At 68.1% G+C, this 22102-nt stretch carries 19 protein-coding genes and 1 tRNA gene; 9 read left to right on the plus strand and 11 right to left on the minus strand.

The genetic code is table 11. The features are described from left to right. Positions 1 to 12 precede the first annotated feature (12 nt). Positions 13 to 1215: a fatty acid desaturase family protein gene (locus tag AC1DH3_RS06630; protein WP_441418115.1), complete on the plus strand. Its 1203-nt coding sequence runs from the start codon at positions 13 to 15 to the stop codon at positions 1213 to 1215. Positions 1216 to 1247: 32 nt separating this feature from the next. On the opposite strand, the gene AC1DH3_RS06635 is transcribed toward AC1DH3_RS06630, so the two are convergent. The 7 genes from AC1DH3_RS06635 to AC1DH3_RS06665 all read right to left on the minus strand — a co-directional run bounded on the left by AC1DH3_RS06635 (position 1248) and on the right by AC1DH3_RS06665 (position 9489). Further along, positions 1248 to 1958 carry an EAL domain-containing protein gene (locus AC1DH3_RS06635; protein WP_441418114.1) on the minus strand — a complete coding sequence of 237 codons (711 nt, stop codon included), beginning with the start codon at positions 1956 to 1958 and terminating at the stop codon, positions 1248 to 1250. Positions 1959 to 2150: 192 nt separating this feature from the next. Then, positions 2151 to 2777 carry a class I SAM-dependent methyltransferase gene (locus AC1DH3_RS06640; protein ID WP_476908877.1) on the minus strand — a complete coding sequence of 209 codons (627 nt, stop codon included), beginning with the start codon at positions 2775 to 2777 and terminating at the stop codon, positions 2151 to 2153. Positions 2778 to 2791: 14 nt separating this feature from the next. Next, positions 2792 to 4888, minus strand: coding sequence for a copper-translocating P-type ATPase (locus AC1DH3_RS06645; RefSeq protein ID WP_476908878.1), 2097 nt, complete (start codon positions 4886 to 4888; stop codon positions 2792 to 2794). A gap of 113 nt (positions 4889 to 5001) precedes the next feature. Beyond that, positions 5002 to 6495 carry a multicopper oxidase family protein gene (locus tag AC1DH3_RS06650; protein ID WP_476908879.1) on the minus strand — a complete coding sequence of 498 codons (1494 nt, stop codon included), beginning with the start codon at positions 6493 to 6495 and terminating at the stop codon, positions 5002 to 5004. Next, the gene (locus tag AC1DH3_RS06655; protein ID WP_441418110.1) at positions 6495 to 6830 is read right to left on the minus strand and encodes an SHOCT domain-containing protein; all 336 of its coding nucleotides are present in this window, start codon (positions 6828 to 6830) and stop codon (positions 6495 to 6497) included. Before AC1DH3_RS06655 ends, AC1DH3_RS06650 begins: the two co-directional genes overlap by 1 nt. Before the next feature lie 95 nt (positions 6831 to 6925). Beyond that, positions 6926 to 8299 (minus strand): DNA repair protein RadA, encoded by a 1374-nt coding sequence (gene radA, locus AC1DH3_RS06660; protein WP_441418109.1) that lies wholly within the window; start codon positions 8297 to 8299, stop codon positions 6926 to 6928. 62 nt (positions 8300 to 8361) lie between these two features. After that, on the minus strand, positions 8362 to 9489 hold the full coding sequence (locus tag AC1DH3_RS06665; RefSeq protein WP_441418108.1) for an FUSC family protein: 1128 nt from the start codon (positions 9487 to 9489) through the stop codon (positions 8362 to 8364). 260 nt (positions 9490 to 9749) lie between these two features. Here AC1DH3_RS06665 and pstS point away from each other — a divergent pair, with 260 nt between their 5' ends. From pstS to pstB, 4 genes are all read left to right on the plus strand, one after another. After that, positions 9750 to 10868 carry a phosphate ABC transporter substrate-binding protein PstS gene (gene pstS, locus AC1DH3_RS06670; RefSeq protein ID WP_476892992.1) on the plus strand — a complete coding sequence of 373 codons (1119 nt, stop codon included), beginning with the start codon at positions 9750 to 9752 and terminating at the stop codon, positions 10866 to 10868. Between the two features lie 136 nt (positions 10869 to 11004). Further along, entirely contained in the window at positions 11005 to 11937 is a 933-nt protein-coding gene (gene pstC, locus AC1DH3_RS06675; protein ID WP_441418106.1) for a phosphate ABC transporter permease subunit PstC, read from the plus strand. Continuing rightward, positions 11938 to 13047 (plus strand): phosphate ABC transporter permease PstA, encoded by a 1110-nt coding sequence (pstA, locus tag AC1DH3_RS06680; protein ID WP_476908880.1) that lies wholly within the window; start codon positions 11938 to 11940, stop codon positions 13045 to 13047. 46 nt (positions 13048 to 13093) lie between these two features. Then, the gene (gene pstB, locus AC1DH3_RS06685) at positions 13094 to 13873 is read left to right on the plus strand and encodes a phosphate ABC transporter ATP-binding protein PstB (protein ID WP_441418104.1); all 780 of its coding nucleotides are present in this window, start codon (positions 13094 to 13096) and stop codon (positions 13871 to 13873) included. 17 nt (positions 13874 to 13890) lie between these two features. On the opposite strand, the gene AC1DH3_RS06690 is transcribed toward pstB, so the two are convergent. From AC1DH3_RS06690 to AC1DH3_RS06700, 3 genes are all read right to left on the minus strand, one after another. Continuing rightward, positions 13891 to 14907: an inorganic phosphate transporter gene (locus AC1DH3_RS06690; RefSeq protein WP_476908881.1), complete on the minus strand. Its 1017-nt coding sequence runs from the start codon at positions 14905 to 14907 to the stop codon at positions 13891 to 13893. A gap of 1 nt (position 14908) precedes the next feature. Beyond that, positions 14909 to 15526, minus strand: coding sequence for a DUF47 domain-containing protein (locus tag AC1DH3_RS06695; RefSeq protein WP_476892990.1), 618 nt, complete (start codon positions 15524 to 15526; stop codon positions 14909 to 14911). Positions 15527 to 15915: 389 nt separating this feature from the next. Continuing rightward, entirely contained in the window at positions 15916 to 16572 is a 657-nt protein-coding gene (locus AC1DH3_RS06700; RefSeq protein WP_441418101.1) for a hypothetical protein, read from the minus strand. A gap of 203 nt (positions 16573 to 16775) precedes the next feature. Here AC1DH3_RS06700 and AC1DH3_RS06705 point away from each other — a divergent pair. The 4 genes from AC1DH3_RS06705 (at position 16776) to AC1DH3_RS06720 (ending at position 18828) form a co-directional block, all read left to right on the plus strand. Beyond that, a tRNA-Lys gene (locus AC1DH3_RS06705) sits at positions 16776 to 16848 on the plus strand. 147 nt (positions 16849 to 16995) lie between these two features. Then, entirely contained in the window at positions 16996 to 17499 is a 504-nt protein-coding gene (locus AC1DH3_RS06710; RefSeq protein ID WP_441418100.1) for a MarR family winged helix-turn-helix transcriptional regulator, read from the plus strand. Between the two features lie 106 nt (positions 17500 to 17605). Continuing rightward, complete coding sequence (locus AC1DH3_RS06715; protein ID WP_476908882.1) at positions 17606 to 17908, plus strand: hypothetical protein; 303 nt, start codon at positions 17606 to 17608, stop codon at positions 17906 to 17908. Next, positions 17905 to 18828, plus strand: a complete 924-nt coding sequence (locus AC1DH3_RS06720; protein WP_476908883.1) for a serine/threonine-protein kinase — start codon at positions 17905 to 17907, stop codon at positions 18826 to 18828. Before AC1DH3_RS06715 ends, AC1DH3_RS06720 begins: the two co-directional genes overlap by 4 nt. Before the next feature lie 123 nt (positions 18829 to 18951). Here AC1DH3_RS06720 and AC1DH3_RS06725 read toward each other — a convergent pair whose 3' ends face one another. Then, positions 18952 to 22047 (minus strand): alpha-amylase family glycosyl hydrolase, encoded by a 3096-nt coding sequence (locus AC1DH3_RS06725; protein WP_476908884.1) that lies wholly within the window; start codon positions 22045 to 22047, stop codon positions 18952 to 18954. Between the last annotated feature and the right edge of the window lie 55 nt (positions 22048 to 22102).

Raw genomic sequence — 22102 nt, forward strand, 5'->3', positions numbered from 1 at the left:
AGAAACCACCACATGACCACACTTGCTGACAAGCCGGATACTGCCGAAAGCGGCAACACTGGCGCCCAGTCCGGATCCGCCGTCGTTGCCGCCGCAAAGAAGCGGCCAGGGGCGCTCGCCGAGACGGGCAGCCCGCTGCTCCGGCCGCCCGCCGCAGCGCACCTCTCGGACGAGCAGGTGGCGGAGCTGGGCCGCGAACTTGACGCGATCAAGGACGACATCCTCGCCAAGCGCGGCTCCTCGGACGCCGCCTACATCCGCCGCATGATCAAGATCCAGCGCGGCCTGGAGATCTCCGGCCGCGCTGCGCTCCTGGTCAGCAAGAACAAGGCCGCCTGGGTCACCGGCACCACGCTGCTGAGCTTCGCCAAGATCCTGGAAAACATGGAGCTGGGACACAACATCCTGCATGGCCAGTGGGACTGGATGCGGGACCCGGACATCCACTCCACCACTTGGGAGTGGGACTTTGTCACCCCGGCGCGTTCCTGGCAGCACACCCACAACGACCTGCACCACCGGTGGACCAACGTCGTCGGCAAGGACAACGACATCGGGTACAACCTGCTGCGCATGGATCCGCAACAGGAATGGAAGCCCTTCAACCTGGGCAACCCTCTCTACAACGCGCTGCTGGCGCCGGTCTTCGAGTGGGGCATCGCGATCTATGACCTCGAACTCGTGGACTACAAAGAGGGCAGGAAGTCCAAAGAAGCCCTGAACAAGGACCTCAAGGCGCTCGGCCGCAAGGCCCTCAAGCAGTTCACCAAGGATTACGCCGCCACGCCCGCCGTCGCCATGCTCACCGGCTCCGGCAAGCAGGCCCTCTACGGCACGCTGACCGCCAACGCGGTCCGCAACGTCTGGGCCCACGCGGTGATCTTCTGCGGGCACTTCCCGGACGGGACGGATACGTTCACCGAGGAAATGGTCGACGGCGAGACCCGCGGCGACTGGTACGTGCGCCAGATGATCGGCTCGGCCAACATCTCCGGCTCCAAGTTCATGCACCTGATGACCGGCAACCTCTCGCACCAGATCGAGCACCACCTCTTCCCGGACCTGCCGTCCAACCGCTATGCCGAGGTGGCCCCGAAGGTCCAGGAGATCTGCCGACGCTACGGCCTGCCGTACACCACGGGCCCGATCTGGAAGCAGGTCGGCTCCACCTGGGCCAAGATTTTCCGGCTGGCCCTGCCGCCGAAGAAGGCCTAGGCGCCCGGGTCCGCCGGGGGAGGCGGCAGACGCTAGGCGGTGCTGCTGAGAACCGACTCCTGGTGGACCCGGGGGAGCTCCTCGAAGGCGGGCTTCCCAAACCAATATCCCTGGAACAGGCGGATGCCGGTTGCCTTCAGGGCCAGGAACTCCGCTTCAGTCTCAATGCCTTCCGCGAGCACCGTGATGTCCAGCTCCCGGGCGATGCCGACGATGCCGGCGACGACGGTCTGGCGGGCCGGGCTGGAGTCGATCCCTCGGATGAGTTTCATGTCGACCTTGATCAGGTCGGGCTGGAAATCGACCAAGAGGCCAAGTCCCGCATGGCCGGCGCCAAAATCGTCGATGGCGGTGGTGAAACCGTGCTTGCGGTACTCGGTGATGATGTTCGTGAGGTGTGCCGTGTCCGAGACCTCCTCATTTTCGGTGAATTCGAACATGATCGACGACGTCGGAAAGCTGCATCGCGCGGCTGCCTGCAGCGTCGCACGAAGGCATGCAGCCGGTTCGTAGACCGCGTTGGGCATGAAGTTGATCGACAGCATCAGCTCCTCACCCGCAGGAAAGAGGCGGGATGCCAGCTCGATTGCCTTGACGCGGCAGGCCTGGTCAAAGCGGTACTTCTGCTCCGGTGAGACTTTTGACAGAACGTCATAGGCGCCCTCGCCCGACAAGCCTCTGACCAGGGCCTCATAGCCCCACACGCGGCCGGCGACGGCGTCGTAGATCGGCTGGAAAGCCATGCTGAAATCAAAGTCGAGTCTCGGAGAAGCCGTGCAGCCGTCACATGCCATGTGGGGGTCCTTTCGATGATTACGTCCACTGTAGGGCAACAGCCGCAGCCGGGATCCCGCCGTGTCCGGGGTGAAATGCGCGTGTCGCGGGCCTCCTCCGCCGCGCTGTAACGGACCCGTGTCCCCGGTGCGGCGGCCGGCTCAGGCCTTGACCGCCACCCCCAGGACGTGGGCCAGCGGCGGATTGCCGGGCAGCACCGCGAAGCCGAAGCGGTCCAGTGACTCGACTGCCAGGCCGGCCCTTACGATGGTGGACGGAGTGTCCCGGTTGGGGTGGCAGCCGCCGGCCAGGCGGCTCCAGAGCGGTGTGAGCAGGTCCTCGGCCAACCCCAGCACGCGGTGCGTGGAGCGGACGTGCTCATAGAACAGCAGCTGGCCGCCCGGCTTGAGGACCCGGACGGCTTCGGCCAGGGCAGCGGACGGCTCGGCCACGCTGCACAGCACGAGGCTCGAGACGACGACGTCCACCGAGCCGTCCGCGGCCGGCAGCGACTCGGCGACCCCGTCCAGGACGGTGATCGGCACCGGCGCCGTCGCTGCGGCGGCCAGGGCCAGCGCCCGGAGCGTGGGGTCCGGTTCGAGCGCCAGCACCCCCGTCACCGCGGGCGGATAGAACGGGAAGGTCGCGCCGTAGCCTGCCCCGATCTCGACGACGGCGCCGTGGGCCGCTTCGACGAGGCGCCGCCGGTGGTCGGCCGCCCCGCGGGCGTCCATCCGGGGCCCGACGCGGGCATACGAGCGTCCGAACGACGGGGTGTGGGCATCCATGGGCGTCCTTTGGTTCAGCGGACCTGGGCCGGATTGAGCTTAAGGCGCCGCAGCAGCTGTGCATTCAGCGCCACCACGATCGTTGAGGCGGACATCAGCACCGCTCCGGCCGCGGGGGAGAGGACGACGCCGGCGAAGGCAAGGGCGCCGGCGGCCAGCGGGACGGAGACGATGTTGTAGCCGGTGGCCCAGATGAGGTTCTGCCACATCTTGCGGTAGCTGGCCCGGGAAAGGTCCAGCATGGACAGGACGGCCCGGGGATCGTTTCCGGCCAGGACGACGCCGGCGGACTCCATCGCGACGTCGGTACCGGCGCCGATCGCGATGCCGACTTCGGCCCGGGCCAGCGCGGGGGAGTCGTTGACGCCGTCGCCCACCATCGCCACCTTCAAGCCGCGGGACTGCAGTTCGGCAACTTTCTTGTCCTTATCGGCCGGCAGGACCTCGGCGAAGATCTCGTCGATGTTGAGTTCCTCGCCAACGGCGCGGGCGACCTGACGGGCGTCGCCGGTGATCATGGCGACCTTGATGCCACGGTCCTGCAGGGCCTTTACGGCCTGCCGGGACTCGGTCCGCACGGCGTCCTCGAGGCTCACGGCCCCCAGGATTTTATCCCCGTCAATGACGTGGAGCACGGCCGCGCCGCGGTCCATCCAGGCCCGGGTGGCAGTTGCGAGTGCCTGCGGTTCTTCCGCTTCGAGGTCGCGGAGCAGGGCCGGGCCGCCGACCTGGATGGTCCTGCCGCCGACCGTGGCGCGGACGCCGCGGCCGGTCATGGACGAAAATCCTGTAGCCGCCGGAATCTGCAGGCCCTGCTGCCGTGCCGCCCGGACGATTGCACGTGCCACCGGGTGCTCGCTGTCTGCCTCGACGGCCGCGGCCAGCGCCAGGAGGCTGTTCCGGTCCACGCCGTCGGCGGTGGCGACGTCCTTGAGGGCGGGTTCGCCCTTGGTGAGGGTCCCGGTCTTGTCGAAGAGGACGACGTCGACGGTCCGCATCCGTTCCAGTGCCATCCGGTTCTTGATCAGGACTCCGGCCCGGGCGGCCTGTTCGGTGGAAATCGCAATGACCAGCGGGATGGCCAGGCCCAGGGCATGCGGGCAGGCGATCACGAGCACGGTGACGGTGCGGGTGACGGCGTCGGGAATGCTGCCCAGCAGGGACCAGACGATGAACGTGATGACGCCGGCGCCGGCGGCGAAGTAGAACAGGAATGCTGCAGCCCGGTCGGCCAGGGCCTGGGCCTTGGACGAGGAGGCCTGCGCCTCGGCCACCAGCCGCTGGATCCCGGCCAGGGCGGTGTCATCCCCGACGGCGGTGACCTGCACGCGGACCGTGTTGTCCGTGGCCACGGTCCCGGCGACGACCTTGTCTCCGGGTGAGCGGAGCACTGTCTTGGATTCGCCGGTGATCATCGACTCGTCGAACTCGGCCTGGCCGTCGACGACCACGCCGTCGGCCGGCATCCTGGCTCCGGAGCGGACCAGGACGGTGTCCCCTGCCAGGAGTTCGCTGACCTTGACGGTCTCCGTGCCCGCTGCGGTGATGCGGTCCGCCTCGTCCGGCAGCAGTGCGGCGAGGGCATCGAGCGCGCCCCGCGCCGAGCCGAGGGCGCGCATCTCGATCCAGTGCCCCAGCAGCATGATCGCCACCAGCAGGGCCAACTCCCACCAGAAGTCGAGGTCAAACCCCCCGATGCCCAGGCTCGTGACCCACGAGGCGACGAAAGCGACGCTGATGGCCATGGCGATCAGCAGCATCATGGCCGGTTTGCGGCTCTTCAGTTCATCCAGGCCGCCCTTGAGGAAGGGCTGCCCGCCATAGAAGAAGATGACGGTCCCCAGTACCGGCGGGATCCAGGCCGAACCGGGGAAAACCGGAGGCACATAGCCGAGCAGGTGTCCGAACATGGGGCTGAACAGCACCACGGGGACCGCCAGCGCCAGCGTCAGCCAGAACCTGTTCTTGAACATCGCGACGCTGTGGCCGGCATGCTGGCCGTGGCTGTGCACAAGGTGCTCATCGTCCCGGCCGGGCTGTGGCTGGACGTGGCCGGAGTGGCCGGTGCCGGCCCGCAGTTGGTCTGTCTGTCCGCTGTGCTGGTGGTCCATGGTTCCTGCCTCCGGAGAAGTCGTGGCTGTCCTGTTACCGACTTCAAACATACCCCCGGGGGGTATGTTTGGCAAGAGCGTCGTTGAATCGGCCGGGCACTCCGAACCCGGGGTCAGCGCACCTCGATGACGCCCATCATGCCGAGGTCCTCATGGTCCAGGATGTGGCAGTGGTAGACGGAGCGGCCGGTAAAATCCCGGAATGCGATCCGGACCGTGCACTGGCCGTTGGCCGGCACGTTGACTACATCCCGGAGAACCGCCGTCTCCAGGGCGCGGCCATTCTCCGCTATGAGCTGCATCGGCCACACGTGCAGGTGGAAGGGGTGGTCCATGGGGCTGCGGTTGACCAGGACCCACTCCTCAACCGTCCCGGCGGCAACGGTGGTGTCCGTCCTTCGCTCGTCGAAGACCAGGCCGTTGATGGTGAAGCCCATCATTCCCGCGCCCATTCCCTGACCCGACCCCGGCCCCATGGGAGTGGCGAGCACCAGCTGCCGGCGCGCGGCGACGGCGGCGGAGCGCAACTCAGGCGGGGCGGCCCCGGCTGAAATGACGGGGGCTGGCGGGGCCGGGTCGCCGGCCACGTCCAGCGTTGCCAAGGTGGTGCCGGCCGGATCCGCCGGCCCGTCCTGCTCCGCCGGCAGGCCCGGACCCATGCGGCGCCGGCTCATGCCGGGCATGGTCCCGCGGTCATAAGGCATCGCGCGCAGTTCGGATTGCCCGAGGGCGGCCGTGACCAGCAGATCCGCCCGGTTCCCCGGCGCCAGCAGCACTTCCTGAACGTCCGACGGCGACCGGAACCGTCCGGAGTCCATGCCCAGGAGCTGCAGCTTTTGCCCGTCCAGCCGCAAGCGCAGGTACCGGGCCACGCAGCAGTTCACAATGCGCCACCGTTCCCGTTGCCCCGGCCGCGCGCCCAAACGGGGATTGGCTTGGCCGTTCACCAGCAGGAGCGCACCCTCGCGCCCGGCCATCCGGTCCTGCTGCGAGGCCTCGGCCACGTTCCCGGCACCATCCAGGCTGGTGTCCGAGACGAGCAGTACGCGTTCGGCGCTCGCGGGCACCGGCACGGGATCTTCGACGATGATGGCGCCGAAGAGGCCCGCGAAGATCTGGTCGGAGACCCGGCCGTGGTGATGCGGGTGGTACCAGTACAAGCCCGGCGGGTGCCCGGCCGGGAGCCGGTATTCATAGTCGAAGCTGCTGCCAGGGTCAACGGCCACGAACACGTTGTCGCCGTTGCCCTGGGGCGAGACGTGGAGTCCGTGCAGGTGCAGGTTGCTGGGTTCGGCCAGCTTGTTGACCAGTTTGAGCCTGAGCACGTCCCCGGCGCGCAGCCGGAGGGTGGGCCCGGGGATGCTGCCGTTGTAGCCCAGCGCCCCCGCCTGCCGTCCGGCCAGCGGGAACTGGCCCGGGGCAGCCTGGAGGCTGGCTTCCAGGAGGCCGCCCGAACTGCTGAGCGCCGAAGGCTGCCCCAGGGGCTCCCCGGTCACCGGCGACGGCCGCGAGTTGAGGGTCCACCACAGGCCGACGCCCCCGGCAACGGTGCCGGTAAGGCCGACCCCGCCCAGCAACAAGGCGCTGCGGCGGCTGATAGCAGGCACTACGGCCCCTCGCCGAGTTCCTTAACGTGCTCGCGGTACTGCTCTGCCGTCAGTTCGCCTCTCGCGAAGCGCTCATCGAGGATGAGCCGGGCCTGGCTCCTGCCGCCCGGGGTTCCAGGGCTCCGGCCGGGCGTGCCCGGCTGGGGCGAGGGCCCGGGTTGGCCGTAGGGACTTGGTTGGCCGTAGGGACCGGGGTGTCCCGGCCCGGGTTGCGCTCCGTGGCCGGGCCCGCCGAAGATCCGGACCGCGAGCAGCACCAGCACCGCGACTCCGACGAGGAAGAGCACGCCCCACAGCCACATCCACCACAGGTTCTGCCCGTAACCCCACATCATGACTGTTCCCTTCGCCAACGGAAGTTACTGATCCCATGGTGCTCCCGCCGGGACAGTAGCGCTAGGGTCCTAAGTCGCCCTCCGACCAGGCGCCGTCAGCTGATGAGCAGGCTCAAGGCCTCGGCCAGGTGGCTGACTTCCCGGACCGAGAAGCCCGCCGGGACCGGGCCTGGCCCGTTGGGGCTGGCGGGTACCACGGCGTGCGTGAACCCCAGCCGGTGCGCTTCCTGGATGCGCTGGTTGATCCCAGGGACCGGACGGACCTCGCCGGCCAGGCCCACCTCGCCAAACGCGATCAGCCGCTGCGGAAGCGGCTTCTTGGCCTTCGCCGAGGCAACAGCCAGGGCCACGGCGAGATCCGTGGCGGGTTCGCTGAGCTTCACCCCGCCCACGGTCGCGACATAGGAGTCATCCTTGTGCAGCAGGCAGCCGGCGCGCTGCTGCAGCACGGCCAGGAGCATCGCCACCCGGGAGCTGTCCAGGCCGCTGGTGGCCCTGCGCGGCTGCGCGTTGGCGCTTTCGGCGAGCAGGGACTGGACCTCTGCCAGCAGCGGCCGGCGGCCCTCCAGCGTCACCGTGATGCACGTGCCGGACACCGGGTCCTTGGTACGGGAGACAAACAAGCCGCTGGGATCGGCCAGGCCGACGATGCCGTCCTCGTTCAGGTCGAAGCAGCCGACGTCGTCGGTGGGGCCGTAGCGGTTTTTCACCGCGCGCAGCAGCCGCAGCCGGGAGTGCCGCTCGCCCTCAAACTGGCAGACCACGTCCACCAGGTGCTCGAGCAGCCGGGGCCCGGCGATGGAGCCGTCCTTGGTCACGTGCCCCACCAGCAGGGTGGTCATGTTGCGGCGCTTGGCGGCGGCGATCAGCGAGGCCGCGACTTCGCGGACCTGGGAGACGCCCCCGGCGCTGCCTTCGACGTCCGCGCTGCTCAGCGTCTGGACCGAGTCCACAACCAGCAGCCTCGGCTCCAGTTTTTCCACCTGCCCCAGCGCCTGGCCGAGGTCCGTTTCGGCGGAGAGGTACAGCGATTCGGCGACGGCGTCGATCCGGTCCGCGCGCAGCTTCACCTGGGCGGCCGACTCCTCGCCGGTGACGTAGAGGACGTCCTGGGCGGTGCGGGCGAACTTGGCCGCGACGTCCAGCAGCAGCGTGGACTTTCCCACGCCGGGCTCGCCGGCCAGCAGGATCACGGCGCCGGGAACCAGTCCGCCGCCCAGCACGCGGTCCAGTTCGTCTACCCCGGTGGGGAGGAACGCCGCCGTCGTGGCATCGACGTCGGCGATGCGGCGGGCCGGCTCCAGGACGGTGGTCGCCGCCGTCGTCCGCGCCACGGCGGCGCCGGTCTCTTCAACGGTGCCCCAGGCCTGGCACTCGCCGCACCGGCCCACCCACTTGGCCGTGGTCCAGCCGCACTCCGCGCACTTGTAGCCCGGCGCCTTGGCGGCGCGGGAAGTCTTTGTTGCCATTGCTCCACCCTAACCGGGGGCACTGACATTCAGGCCCGGGGACCGCTGGCCGGCAGCAGGGGCTAGAGGGCGGGCAGGATGTCCCGGGCCTCGTTCGGATCCATGCCGGCGGCTTCGAGCAGGTCCACCATGAGCGGGCGGAAGAGCATAACCACGGTTTCCCCCTCAAGCCGCTGCACGTCCAGCAGGCGCGGGTGCAGCCGGCCCGCCGTTTCGCTTAGTTCCACCCGGGCCGTGCGCAGGTGGGCGCGGCGGACGCCGTCGTGCACCTCCGCCAGCCCCAGGCCGAGTTCATCGATCGCCGCGGCAGTCTCCTGCAGGACCTCGGCAATGTTCTCGGTGGCCTCGTCCGAGAGCGCGGCGTGGTTGATCGCGCTGGTCAACCGGCGCGCAAACACGCGGCTGTTGCGCAGCGCGAGGTCGATGAAGTCCACCGACTGCGCCAGCCGGTCCAGCTCGTCCCGGTACCGGCGGTAGGCGGGGGCCAGGGTGGCCACCTCGCCGGAGGAGCGCAGCGTCTGGCGCATCGCATCGACCAGGGGCTGGCAGTTGCGCCCCCGGATCAGCGCATGCCAGGCCTGGGTGGAGTCACTGTGGGTCAGGGCCGAGGAGCACTCGCGCAGGACCTCCGCTAGTTCGTGGAGCAGTTTCTTCACGTCGTTGCGGGGTTCGCGCCGCGGATCCTTGGGGATCAGGAAAGTCACCAGGAGCGCGCAGACGCCGCCCACGACGGCGTCGATGCTCCGGGTGAACGGTCCTCCGGCGGGAGCCGGCAGCAGCACCACCAGCAGGGACTGCAGCCCCAGCTGGGTGGTGAAAATAGTTCCGCTGTCCAGGAAGCGCGCCAGTAGAATCGAGAAAAGGAGCACGACGGCGGCCTGCCAGATTCCCGCGCCCAGCCAGTGCAGCAACAGGTCGCCCACCACAATGCCGATGGTGCAGCCCAGGCCTACCTCCACGACGCGGCGAAGCCGCGGATCACGGGAGAAGCCCAGGGCGATCAGGGAGGAGGTGGCGGCGAACAACGGCCCGGTGTGGCCCAGGACGTACTCGGCGAAGGCGTAGGCCCCTACCGCGCAGGCCGTCATCTGGAGCGCAGGCACCAGCGAATTACGGCTCCGGACAAATCCGGTGCGGACCCGGCCGCGCAGGAATCGTGCGCTTGCGGTGAACCCAGTAGCGGAGGCCATGCCCACCAGTCTATTTGCTGTCCGCGGCGCCAAGGTTGCGGGACGCGGCCCCTACGGCTGTGACTCAGCTAACGCAAGACCGACCCGTCCGTCGTCGACCAATGGTCCGACGTCGTTAACCCTCCGTTCACTTTGGACCCCAATTCTCTTCACCTGGGGCACCTAACTTCGGTAAAGGTACAAAACGTATCCACCGTCTTTATTGCTCGGACGTCTCCGGTCCGACACGCATCTGAATAACCCTGGAAGGGGTACATCTAGTGAAGGCATCACGCTTCGGCCGCAACGCGGCCATTGCTGTTATCGCAGCCGGCGCACTCGCGCTCACCGCTTGCGGTTCGGACAACGCAACAAACACCACTGCGGGCACCCAGGCGGCCTCTGGCTCCAAGGTCACCGGCACGCTGACCGGCATCGGTTCCTCCGCGCAGGGTGCGGCCATGGACGTGTGGAAGACCAACTTCGCCTCCGCCAACCAGGGCGCGAACGTGCAGTACTCCCCGGACGGTTCCGGCGCAGGCCGCAAGGCCATCCTCGACGGCTCGGCCCAGTTCGCCGGCTCCGACGCCTACCTCAAGGACGAGGAAGTCGCCAAGGCCAAGGACCAGTGCGGCCCCGACGGCGCCATCGAGGTTCCCGTCTACATCTCGCCGATCGCCATCGCGTTCAACGTGCCTGGCGTGACGGACTTGAAGCTGGACGCAACCACTGCGGCCAAGATGTTCCGCGGCGAGATCGCCAAGTGGAACGACCCCGCCATCACCGCGCTGAACCCGGACGCCAAGCTGCCGGACCTCAAAGTCACCCCGGTCAACCGCTCTGACGACTCCGGCACCACCAAGAACTTCACCGAGTACCTCTCCGCAGCGGCTCCCGCCGTCTGGAAGGACAAGGCTGACGGTGTCTGGCCGGCTTCGCTGAAGGGCGAGAACGCCAAGGGCACCTCCGGCGTCGTCAAGACCGTCACCGACACCGCCGGTGCGGTCACCTACGCCGATGACTCGGCCGTCAGCGGCAAGCTGGGCACCGCCCAGATCAAGGTTGGCTCCGAGTTCGTCAAGATCTCCCCGGAAGCGGCCTCCAAGGCCGTTGACCTGGGCAAGCCTGTCGAGGGCCGCGGCGCCAACGACCTTGCCATCAAGCTGGACCGCACCACCACCGAAGCCGGCGCCTACCCGCTGGTCCTGGTCTCCTACCACGTTCTCTGCAGCACCTATGCCAAGCAGGAAACCGTTGACCTGGTCAAGGCCTTCGAGAAGTACGTACTTTCCGCAGAGGGCCAGAAGGCCGCTGCCGAGTCCGCCAAGTCGGCTCCGCTGTCCTCCGCCCTGTCCGAAAAGGGTGTCAAGGCGATCGAATCCATCAAGGTCAAGTCGTAAGGTTTGAATTGAACGGTCGAGTTCCCCGCCCCGCCGTATGGCAGGGCGGGGAACTTAGCCGCGTCACCCGCAGTTTCGCTACGGGCCGTTCCACGACGTTCCGTACATCCGCAACACCGACACCGAAGGGCCAGGTATGACCTCCACCTCCCTGACCAAACCCCAGGGCGCAGGCCGTGCCGGGGACAAAGTCTTCTCAGGGGCCACCCTGGCAGCGGGCTGCCTGATCCTCGCCGTCCTGTTTGGGGTTGCGCTCTTCCTCGTCATCCAGGCGATTCCCGCGTTCACCGCCCCGGCCGCCGATATCCAGGGCGGCGAGGGCTTCTTCGCCTACATCTGGCCGATCGTCATAGGCACCCTCATCGCGGCCGTCATCGCGCTGGTCATCGCCACCCCCGTGGCCATCGGCGTCGCACTCTTCATCTCGCACTACGCCCCGCGCCGGCTGGCGTCCGGCCTTGGCTACGTAGTGGACCTGCTGGCCGCCATCCCCTCGGTGGTCTACGGTGCGTGGGGCGCCGCCTTCCTGGCGAAGGAAATCGCGCCCGCCTACGACTGGCTCGCGAAAAACCTGGGCTGGCTGCCGATCTTCCAGGGCCCGGCGTCCGCCACCGGCAAGACCATCCTGACGGCAGGCATCGTGCTCGCGGTGATGGTCCTGCCGATCATCACCTCGCTCTCACGCGAAATCTTCCTGCAGACCCCCAAGCTGCACGAGGAGGCCGCACTGGCCCTTGGCGCCACCCGCTGGGAAATGATCCGGATGGCCGTGCTGCCGTTCGGCCGCCCGGGCATCGTCAGTGCCGTGATGCTGGGCCTGGGCCGTGCCCTTGGCGAAACCATGGCCGTCGCGCTCGTGCTCTCCTCCGGCGCCCTCACGGCAAGCCTGATCCAGTCCGGCAACCAGACCATCGCCGCCGAGATCGCCCTGAACTTCCCCGAAGCCAGCGGCCTGAAGGTCAGCACGCTGATCGCCGCCGGCCTGGTGCTCTTCGTCATCACCCTCGGTGTGAACATGATTGCCCGGTGGATCATCACCCGGCACAAAGAATTCTCGGGAGCCAACTAAATGACCTCCACCCTGACCCCGGTGCGCAAACGCTCGGCCCTGACCAAGGGGCAACTGCCCAAGGCCGCGCCGTACATCGTCCTGGCCCTCGCCCTCGTCATCGGTGCCGCCATCCTGGCCCTGGTCGGCTTCAACGCCTTCGGCTGGGGCATCGTCTCGGCGCTGCTCTTCACCGCCGGGCTCGTCGGCTGGAGCGCCGTAGTTGAGGGCTCGCGCAAGGCTAAGGACAAACTGGCCACCTGCCTCGTCGCCGGCGCCTTCCTTATTGCCCTGCTGCCGCTGATCTCGGTGATCTGGACCGTGCTGGTCAAGGGTCTGCCGGGACTGGTGGACCCCGGCTTCCTGACCACCTCGATGAACGGGGTCACCGGCGCCTACGACAACAAGGCCGTCGAACAGGGCGCCCCCGTGCTGGGCGGTATCTACCACGCCCTGGTCGGCACCGTGCAGATCACCCTGCTCGCCACCGTCATCTCGGTCCCGGTGGGCCTGCTGACCGCGATCTACCTCGTCGAATACGGCGAGGACCGGGCGCTGGCCCGTGCCATCACCTTCTTCGTCGACGTGATGACCGGCATCCCCTCAATCGTGGCCGGCCTGTTCGCCGCAGCGTTCTTCTTCGCCGTCGTCGGCCCGGGCACCAAGACCGGGGCCGTTGCCGCCGTCGCACTTTCGGTGCTGATGATCCCGGTGGTGGTCCGCTCCAGCGAGGAAATGCTCAAGATCGTGCCGAACGAACTCCGCGAAGCCGCCTACGCCCTCGGCGTCCGCAAGTGGCGGACCATCCTCAAGGTGGTCATCCCGACGGCGATTTCCGGCATCGCCTCCGGCGTCACCCTGGCCATTGCCCGCGTGATCGGCGAAACCGCCCCGATCCTGGTCACCGCCGGCTTCGCCACCTCCATCAACAACAACGTGTTTGGCGGCTGGATGGCCTCGCTACCCACCTTCATCTACACGCAGATCCTCAACCCGACCTCGCCGTCCAACCCGGGTCCGTCCGACCAGCGCGCCTGGGGCGCGGCCCTGGTCCTCATCATCCTCGTGATGCTGCTCAACCTGGCCGCCCGCCTGGTGGCCCGCATCTTCGCCCCGAAGGCCGGCCGCTAAGGCCACCGCAGGCACCCGGCCCCACCACCACAAGTGAAGGAACAGCATGTCTAAGCGCATCGACGTCAAAGACCTGAACGTCTACTACGGCAAATTCCTGGCCGTCGAGGACGTCAACATCAACATCGACGCCAAGTCCGTCACCGCCTTCATCGGCCCCTCCGGCTGCGGCAAGTCCACCTTCCTGCGCACCCTGAACCGGATGCACGAAGTCATCCCCGGCGCCCGGGTGGAAGGCGAAGTGCTGCTCGACGGCGACAACCTCTACGGTCCCGGCGTGGACCCCGTGACGGTGCGCTCGCAGATCGGCATGGTCTTCCAGCGGCCCAATCCGTTCCCCACCATGTCCATCCGGGACAACGTGCTGGCCGGCGTGAAGCTGAACAACCAGAAGATCTCCAAGGGCGAGGCGGACTCGCTCGTGGAGCGCTCCCTGCGCGGCGCCAACCTCTGGAACGAGGTCAAGGACCGCCTGGCCAAGCCCGGTTCGGGGCTCTCCGGCGGCCAGCAGCAGCGCCTCTGCATCGCCCGCGCCATCGCCGTGGAGCCCCAGGTGATCCTGATGGACGAGCCCTGCTCCGCGCTGGACCCGATCTCCACGCTCGCCATTGAGGACCTCATCAACGAGCTCAAGGACGAATACACGGTGGTGATCGTGACCCACAATATGCAGCAGGCTGCCCGCGTCTCGGACAAGACGGCGTTCTTCAACATCGCCGGCACCGGCAAGCCCGGCAAGCTGATCGAGTACGGGGACACCCACACCATCTTCAGCAACCCCTCCGTGAAGGCCACCGAGGATTACGTCTCCGGCCGCTTCGGATAAGAGCAGCCGACGGGTCCCTAGAGCCCCGCGAGGGGCGACAGGGCGAGTTCCAGCACAAAGGCCGCCGCGGCGGTGACCAGCGGCGTCAGTGCCCAGAAGGCGAGGATCCGCAGCACCAGCCGGCGGTTGGTCGCCGTGTATCTCTGGTTGGTGCCCGCCCCCAGCACCGCGGAGGTCACGGTGTGGGTGGTGGAAATCGGCCAGTGCAGGCCGATCGCGCCCACCAGCAGGATGGCGCTGCTGTAGAGCTGAGCGACGAAGCCGCGCAGGGGGTCGACCCGGATCATCCGGTAGCCGATCGTGTAGGAGATCCGCCACCCGCCTGCGAGTGTGCCTGCCGTCAGCATGGCCGCGGTCAGGAGCGCCACCCAGACGGGGGTGGTGCCGTCGTCGGGGAGCCCCGCGGCCAGCATCGCCAGGATCAGCACGGCGCTGGTGCGCTGGCCGTCCTGCAGGCCGTGGCCGAAAGCGACGGCGCCCGCGGCGATGGCCTGGGCGCGCCTGGACCTGGTATTCACGACGCTCGGCGGTGTGTAGCGGGCTGCCCACGTGGCCGGCCAGACCAGCAGATAGGCGCCCGCGAAAGCGATGACCGGGGAGAGCAGCAGGGGCAGCACCACTTGGAAAAGCAAGGACTGGTCCACGCCCAGGACCGAATGTCCGCCTACCGCAACGCTGGCGACGCCGGCCCCGGCCAGGCCCCCCACGAGCGCGTGTGTCGAGGAGGCCGGGATGCCGCGCCACCACGTGAAGAGGCCCCAGAGCACGGCGCTCAGCAGGCCGGCGATGAGGATGGTCAGGCCGTTGCCGCCGGGCGGAAGAACCACCCAGGTCCGGCTGACCTCCAGCGCCAGGGCTGCGCTCAGCCCGGCGCCGATGAAGTTGAACAGCCCGGCCAGGAGCACCGCGACGGTGGGGGTCAGGGCACGCGTCCGGACGGCGAGGGCAACCGAGGAGGACGCGTCGCGGAAGCCGTTGAGAAAGGCGAACGCCCCGGCGAAGAGCACCACCAGGGCAAAGAAAACGACGGACACCTCAGGATTCCTTGACGATGATGCTGCCCACCTGGGTGGCGATCCGCCGCATGTCCTTGGTGACTTCCACGAGCTGGTCCGCGATGTCGCGGTTGCGCGCGTACTGCGCCGACTTCATGTCCTTGATCATGTCCGCCACCCAGACCCGGTGGGTGCGCTCAGCCCGCTTGGTGAGACGGAGGACCTCGATCCAGTAGTCCTCCAGGTCATCGAGGTTGTTCAGCTGGCGCATGGCGTCAACGGTGAGTTCGGCCTGCCGGCTGATGATTTCCAGCTGGTCGGCCGCGCGTTTGGGCAGCCGCTCCAGCTTGTACAGGAAGACGAGGTCCGCGGCGGCGTCGAGCTTCTCCATTGCCTCGTTGAGGTAACGGGAGAGCGCATACATGTCCTCGCGGGGGAGCGGATTCAGGAAGCTGGTCCGCATGTGGGTCAGGAGGGCAAAATGCAGTTCCGCCGACTTCGCCTCGTGGTCGTGCATGTCCTCCACCAGCCGCGCATGTTCGCTGGCGGGCGCGCCAAGGATCTCCGAGAGGGTTCCCGTGGCCACGGCTATCTGGTGGGCCATCTGGGACAGCAGGTTCAGCCCTGCGGGCTCCTGGGGGAAAAGGCGCAGCTTCACGTGGGGTTACCGGTCTCCGGACGAGGCTTACACGGGCGTTGTCTGCCGGCCCTGGAACGTGACGATGGCCCGCGCATGGGGTTTACTTTACCGCCCGGACTTCGGCCGGCGGGAACGGCCGGCCGAAGTCCGGGCGCCGGGCCGGCCGGAACGGGCCACTGGCAACGGGCATGAAAATGGTGCCGAACCGGATACGCCTCTCGGCGGTAGGCCGCTCTAGGCGGCTAATTGTTGAAGCCCGGGGGTTTCGCGGCTCGGCACCGCCTTTAGTTTTCTACTTCGGGGGGACCAAGTCAACATTGACAGCAGGGCCCCGGCGTGCGTATTGACAGTGCCCGCACGGCGGGGTTAGACGGCCGATTTCCGGCGCCCACCAGCCGCCGGAGGGCTCAGTCCAGCTCGCCCAGCCGCCAGGCGTTGGCGGCATGTTCGAGGTCCTCGGCGGTCTTGACCAGGAGGTGTGAATTCCGCGTCAGCTTGCTCGCATGATTGGCGTTGCTGTGCTCCGCGCCGTCGGCAAGTGTGGCCTGGCCCAGCGCCACCACCCGGCAGAATGCCGCCGAGCGCTCGAGTGCGACGTCGAACTCCCCGTCGAAGGCGCCGGAGAGGATGGCGTCCGCCATCGACTTCATTTCCTCGGCGCCCGGAGGCTCGGCTGCGCCGGCCACCACGTGGGACACCTGGGCGGTGTCCTTGCCCGCTCTGAAGTAGACCGAAATCCGTTCCGGATCCCGGATCGTGGCGGCCCGCAGCGCGTAGAGCCGCCAGAGCGCGCCAGGGAGGGACCGCGCCGGGCTCTCCGCCCACATTTCGGCTATGGCATCGAGGCCCTGTTCATCAGCGAGTTTGACCAGCCGCCGCGTGACCTTGGGGTCGTCGCTGTCCCGTCCGCGGCGGACGAGCGCCTGGGCTGCGAGGTGGGCCGCCTCGGAAACCCGCGCCGGGTCCGCACCCCCGGCGAAAGGCTCAAAGTCGATCGGCGCAAAGGGCTTCGGCTTGTGGTGACGGTGCGGTCCGGGGCTGCTGGCTCCTGCTTGCTCGCTCATGCCACCACGCTACTCCTGTGCATTCCGGGAATCGAGCATGCCCCCGTGTGCGGGGACAACGCCCGGGAAGCGGACGACGGCGGCGCGTCGGGCCCGGTGACAAAGCTCGCCTGCGTCTGGGGTACAGTATTAACGTCCAGAAATGGACTGGGCCGACGCGCCTGTCAACAGCGGATTTTTCCGCCGGTTGGGGCTGTCGGCTGGGGCCTTTAGCTCAGTTGGTAGAGCATCGGACTTTTAATCCGTGGGTCGTGGGTTCGATCCCCACAGGGCCCACTCTTTTAGCGAAGAGTGGAAAAACCCCCGGCATCCTGGCGACAGGACGCCGGGGGTTTTTTGCGTCCGGGGACTGACGCGCCCGCCCGGGCCGTCCCCGTGCAGTAAGCAAGCCTGCCTAGTAGTTAGATCGGCTAGGATTATCGGATGAACTCGGACAGCGCAGCAGGCTCAGGGTACTGGTATGGGCCGGATGAGCGGCTTGACCCGCCCACCGCGGTGTTGCAGGCCCTCCGCGGCTACCGCGCCGCCGAGGTTGCCACCAGGCGCTCGACGCGGGACTCGATGGGCATGGGGGAAACCGACCTGCTGGCCCTTCGCTATCTGCTGCGCGCCCAGGCCGCCGGGGAGCGGGTGGGCCCCAAGGACTTGAGCCGGACGCTGGGCATCACGACGGCGTCCACCACCTCGCTGATCGACCGGCTCGTCGGCAGCGGCCACGTGCGACGCGAGCCCCATCCCACGGACCGCCGCTCCCTGGTGATCGTGCCGACCGCCGCGACGGATTCGGAAGTCCGCGAGACGCTGGGGGAGATGCACCGCAGGATGCTGGCGGTGGCCGAAGAGCTCAGCGCGGAGGAGAGCCGCATCATCGTGTCCTTCCTGCGCCGGATGGCCGATGCCCTCACCGAACAGGTCGAGCGCCACTAAGCCGACAGGAACATCCGCGAAGATTATCTAGACAGCAACTAGCTAGTTGGACTAGTGATATGTATGCTTACTACTTGTGTTAGATAATCGTTTTCGTGGAGGAGTCGTGGCTGAGTTGTTGACGATCACCGGAATCCCGGGAGCCGGTGCGGCCCCTCTGGGTGCGCCGGACTCCCCGGCAGAGCCGGGCGCCGCCGCCCCCGTCCTGCCTATGACCACCGCCAGCAAGGCACCGAGCCATTGCGGAGCTCCGATGGAGTGGACTGCCCCGGCGCTGGACGCCATGTCCGCTTACTCGTTCGACGCCGGGATCGGCTCCGCGGAGCTGCCGCCGGTGTGGCGTTGCTCCTGCGGTTTCCAGCTTGATGGCATTGTCCACACTTCCAACGCGCTGGCCGCGCTTTCGTGACCGCCCTTCCAGTGCTCGCGGTGGCACACAGCCGCCCCGCGTCCGGAGCGGCAGCAGCGTCCGGCGCCGGCCTCAATGCCAGGGTCCTGCCGCTGCCGGACGCTCCCGGCGGACGCTTCCTGGTCCACGAGCTCCTGGGACGCGGTGCGACTGCCACGGTGTTCCGCGGAACAGACCTGCTCAGCGACCGTCCGGTCGCCATCAAGGTGGCCGAAGGTCCCGCCGAGAAGCACGCCAACCGGATCCACGCAGAAGCGCGCGTACTCGCCTCCCTGGATCACCCCGCCGTGGTCCGCTTCATTGCCGCCGGCACGGTCCCGCCCGGTGACCAGTGGGCGGGCCGGCCCTTCCTGGTCGAAGAATTCGCCTACGGGGGCAGCCTTGCCGAGCGGATCCGCGGCGGCGCCACCGGGCCGGAGGAAGTGGCCGGCTGGGCCGCCGCCGCTTTGTCCGGGCTGGGGCACGTCCACGCGCGCGGCCTGGTCCACCGGGACATCAAGCCCGCAAACATCCTGCTTAGTGCGCTCCGGAGGTGCTCGGTACGAATCGCCGACTTCGGGATCGCCACGCCGGCCGGGACAGCCCCTGAACCGGGGGATTCGTCGGGCACCGTGCATTACATGAGCCCGGAGCAGGCGGCCGGTCAGCCCGTCAACGCTGCCACGGATGTCTATGCGCTGGGACTGGTGCTGCTGGAGTGCCTTACCGGCGTGAAGGCCTACCCCGGGACGCCGGTCGAGTCGCTCGTGGCCCGCACCCTGCGGGGACCGGAAATTCCGGCCCAGCTCGGTGCCGGCTGGGTGTCGCTGCTGACGGCCATGACGGCGATGGACCCCGCAGCGCGGCCCTCGGCGGCGGCGGCCCACAAGCTGGCAACGCGGCTGGCCCGGGCACTCCCGCCGCTCCGTCTGGTCGGCTGAGGCGCGGACCGAGTGGCCGGCTGACCGACTCGAGGTTCGACTCCCGGTACGTCAAAAGGCCGGCCTGCACGCTCAGTGCAGGCCGGCCTTCGGCGTTCTTCCTGTGTCCGTCGGACCCCGGTGCTAGCCGGCGGTGATCAGGTGGGTGAAGTGGTCATACCGGAAGGTGACCGGGCCGCCGTCGTGCACCAGGCTGAGGTTTCCACCGCCCGGGACTCCGCCTGCGCCGTAGTTCTCGGCCCAGGAACGGTTGAGCGCGGCCTTGAACGAGTAGGTGCCGGCCGGCAGCTCCGGGAACGTCAGCTTCCAAACGAGGTCCGCCGGATCCAGCGCGAGCTGGGCTTGCGGGCAGTCCGGCATCCAGTCGCCCGGGCAGCCCAGCTCCGAATCGAGGTCCCCGGCAGCCGCCACCGCGGCCGGCTGCTGCGAGGCGTAGACCGGGCTCATCACATGGGTGCTGTTGTCGTAGCGGAAGGTCACCGCGCCACCCGGGTGGTTCAGCACGATGTTGCTGCCGTTGGCGCCGCCCCCCGCGCCGTAGTTCTCGTCCCAGGAGCCGCTAATGGCGGCCTTGAATTCGTAGCTGCCGGCGGGCAGGTCGGGAACGGCCAGGCGCCAGACCTTGTCCGCCGGATCCAGCTTGAGGAAGGCTGCCGGGCAGGCCGGCTGCCAGTCCCCGGGGCAGCCCATTTCCGAGTTGAGGCTGCCCGCAATGGTGACCGAATTGGGCTGGGGGAGGTCCCCCGCGACCACCGTGCGGACGTCGCTGACCACTTCGCCGGCCCCCGGCACCGTCAAGAGCGCGCGATAACGCAGCTGGGTCCCGTCCGGCAGTGACAGGCCCGCCAGGTCATCCACGGCGGTGTAGTCGGGGGAGGAGCTGTCCTCGCCAAACTTCGTCCAGGTCCCGCCGCCGATGCTGCGTTCGAACCGGACCACGTAGTCGGCCTTCTCCGGGCTGGCGACGGCACTGACCTCGACCTTGCCGCGGACGCTGCTGCCTTCCTTGGGGTTCACGATGCTGAGCACCGGGGACGGGACGGTGACGCTGCGGGGCTGGCTCACCGAGGTGTGCGCTCCGTTGTCCAGCACCACGGCGCGGTACTCCACGGCGGTGCCGGCTTTCAGGGCGGAGACGTCATGGAAGACCTGGTAGGGCGCCGTGTCGTCAGTACCGATTGGGGCCCATGCGCCGCCCGCCGTGCGGGCCTGGAAGGTTACCTCGTAGAAAGAGGTGCCGTCGACGTCGGCCGCGACGCGTACGCGGCTGTTGTCCGCGGCAGAGGCTGCCGGCGCCTGCAGGCTTACGGCCGGCGCTGCCTTGGAGTGCGGGATGCGGCCGGCGGATTCGTAGACGACGGCGGAGAGCGGCGGAACCGTGACCGTCAGCTTCCCGTCCGCCGAGGTCTTGGCCTCGGCGCTTGCCTCCCCGTAGATCCGGTTGAAGGTGCGCTTGCCCACGTAGGTGGGGACCGCTGCGGTCTGGGCCTGCTTGCTGTTGTTGATGGAGACAACGTACTCGCGCTGGTCCTTGGCGTCGGTCCGGGAGAAGGCGTAGATGCCCGGCCCGTCGGAGGCGTACCGGTTCTGGTGCGCGCCGTTGCGCAGCGCCGGGTGTTCGGTGGTCAGGGCCGCGAGTTCGCTGATGTCGCGGTACAGCGGGTGGGCGGTGTTGAAGTTGTCGCCCGCATGCGTGGCGTCGGTGCCGAGCAGGTCATCGTCGAGGTAGTCCGGGACCTTGCTGGCAAACATCGTCTGGCGTGCATCCTGGTCCCCGCCGGGGCCGGTGAAGCCCTGTTCATCACCGTAGTAGACCACCGGGTTGCCGCGGGAGAAGTACATCAGCTCGTGGGCGAGCCGGTCCCGCGCGACGCGTTCGGCGTCGTCCGCGCCTGGGTTGTCCGCGGTGATGAAGCTGCCGATCCTGCCCATGTCGTGGTTGCCCAGGAACGTGGGGAGCTCGTAGACGTTGGAGTCGGCGTCGGTGTACCAGTCATCACCGGCGAAGAAGGTCTCCAGCTCCTTGGCGCCCTGGCCGCGCGAGGCGAAGTTCCGGGCCGCCTCCTGGAACGGAAAGTCGAGCACGGCCTGCATCTTGTTACGGGTGGTGAACTGGGAGGTGAAGCTCTTGGAGGTGTCGAAGACCTCGCCGAACATGAAGAATTCGTCCTTGCCGTGCGCCTTGGCGTAGGCGAGGACGCGGGGGCCGAACTGCTGCCAGAACTCGTCGTTGACATGCTTCATGGTGTCGATCCGGAAGCCGTCCACGCCGAAGTCGCCGATCCACTTCTCGTAGATGTTGACCATGCCGTTGACCACCTTCGGGTGCTCGGTGAACAGGTCGTCGAGGCCAAAGAAGTCGCCGTAGGAGGAGTTTTCGCCCTCGAAGGTGGTGTCGCCGCGGTTGTGGTAGAGCGTGGTGTCGTTGAGCCAGGCCGGGACCTTGAGGTTCTCTTCGCCGGGCGCGAGTTTCGGCGTGTACGGGAACGAGGTGGCCGCATCCAGCTTCGGGAAGGTGCCCGTGCCGGCGTAGTCACGGTCGTCGAACGGTTCGCCCGCGGCGGTCAGGTAGGGGGCGGCGTCCTTGGACTTGTACGCCGTGCGGTCGCCCTGCTCGTAGCCGATCACGTCGGCGGTGTGGTTGGTGATGATGTCGAAGTAGACCTTCATGCCGCGGGCGTGCGCCTCGTCGATGAGGGTCTTCAGCTCGGCGTTGGTGCCCAGGTGCGGGTCGATCTGGGTGAAGTCGGTGACCCAGTAGCCGTGGTAGCCGGCCGACTGGTCCTCCGGCTGGACGGCCTTGTTCTTGAAGCTCGGAGTCAGCCAGATCGAGGTGGTGCCGAGGCCCTGGATGTAGTCGATCTTGTCCCGCAGGCCCTTGAGGTCGCCGCCGTTGTAGAAGCCCTTCTTGGTCGGGTCGAAGCCGGAGACCATTGGGTTGGGACCCAGGCCGCCGTCGTCGTTGGCGGCGCTGCCGTTGTTGAAGCGGTCCGCCATCACAAAGTAGAACCGCTCGTCGGTGACCGGCCCGCGGAGCGAATGCGCAGCCGACGGGGCGCCCGGGCCCCGGGGGTCGGGGGCGGCCTGGGCGGGGACGACGGCGACGGCGGCGGCGGCCAGCGCCGCCACGAGGGCGACGCCGGCGCGGGCGGTGTGGTGGCGCCCTGCGCCGCGCCTCAAACGGGGCGGCCTGGGCAGGCTGGAGCTGCGGGTGAACACGATGGAGACCTTCCGGGTGAGCGACGTTGCCTCGACGAAGGGACGGATGCGGGAG

It is taken from the genome of Arthrobacter sp. 05L428 (assembly GCF_056397665.1).